The 1,225-nt window shown below is 61.9% G+C and carries 1 protein-coding gene; it reads right to left on the bottom strand.

Translation table 11 applies throughout. The features are described from left to right. Positions 1-97: 97 nt before the first annotated feature. Positions 98-1,165 (bottom strand): ISAs1 family transposase, encoded by a 1,068-nt coding sequence (locus tag ACMV5O_RS21275; protein WP_416165308.1) that lies wholly within the window; start codon positions 1,163-1,165, stop codon positions 98-100. Positions 1,166-1,225 lie beyond the last annotated feature (60 nt).

Here is a 1,225-nt window from a genome sequence, read left to right on the forward strand (position 1 = left end):
GTCAGCAGCGGCACACCCACGCCGAATGGTTGAAGTTCCTGAAAAAGATCGACCGTGAAACGCCCAAGGACAAGACCAGGGCCATCGCACTCGAAAGTCATAGCGGATGAATCCCCAGCATTTCCATACGGATATCGTCATCCCAGGCCGCCCGCTTGCGCTTGAGCCGCAGGCTCGTCTTGGCGGTGTCGGTCTTATCCGCACGAATCAGGTTCAGCACGATCTTCTTGAGCAGCGAGAGGTTCTGTGGCGCGTTGTCCTTGCGGATCATGCAGTCGTCCTCGCCGAAGCAGACATCGAGCATCCAGTGCAGGCGGTTCTCGATGGCCCAGTGCGCGCGCACGGTCTTTGCCAGTTCTTCGGCGCTCAGTCTGCGCGAGCAGATGTAGTAGCGCTCCTCGAGCTCGGCGACCTTCTCGCCGACCACCCGCTGCGAGACGACGCAGCCGACCGTCTTGCAGCCCGGCCACAGTTCGGCGTCGATCTCCTTGCCGCTGGCGGCAACCCAACTGAGCTGCATCACCGTCCTGCCATGGGACTTGTCCACGTGTTTGAAGCCGTCGTTGGCGAGCTGCGCGTCGGTGATCAGATCACGCACCTGCTGATGCAGCGTGGGCTGGTTGCCCTTGACCGCGAGCAGGTAGTCGCCTCCCTTCTCGACGATCTTGGCAGCGATCTCGCGCTGACACCCCATGGCATCGATGCTCACGAGCAAACCCTTGATGTGCAAGGCTTCCAGCAACTCCGGGATGGCGGTGATCTCGTTGCTCTTGCCTGCTACCTTCTCCTGACCCAGCACCAGACCGAGTTCGGTCGAGAACGCGCTGACCATGTGCACCGGCGGCGCATCGCCATCGGCCGAACGGCGCAGCGTCTTGCCGTCGACGGCTACTACGCCATCGAGTGCGCCAACGATCCCGCCCACCCAACGTCGGAACACCGATTCGAACTGCTTCGGGTCGAGCACGCGGAACACGCGCAGGAACGTGTCCTGCGAAGGGATGCCGTTCTTCAGCTCCAGAAACCGGCGCAGCCAGTCAGCCTTGAGCCGGCCCCACAGCGCGATGTCCTCGAAGCTGTCGGCGTCCGAGAGCATGGCGCACACGGCGATAACCAGGATCTCCCGGAAGTCGTGACGCATCCCGTTGCTAGTGTAGTGCTGCATTTTGTTTGGAACTTAAGCGGCTGTTTGCGCGGATGACCTTCTGCAGGATGTCGCGAGCGC

The sequence above is a fragment of the Thauera sp. WH-1 genome (assembly GCF_047806685.1).
Classification (GTDB): domain Bacteria; phylum Pseudomonadota; class Gammaproteobacteria; order Burkholderiales; family Rhodocyclaceae; genus Thauera.

Coding starts and splice junctions, on each gene's coding strand:
- ACMV5O_RS21275 (WP_416165308.1), bottom strand. CDS start 1,165: ATGCAGCACTACACTAGCAACGGGATGCGTCACGACTTCCGGGAGATC.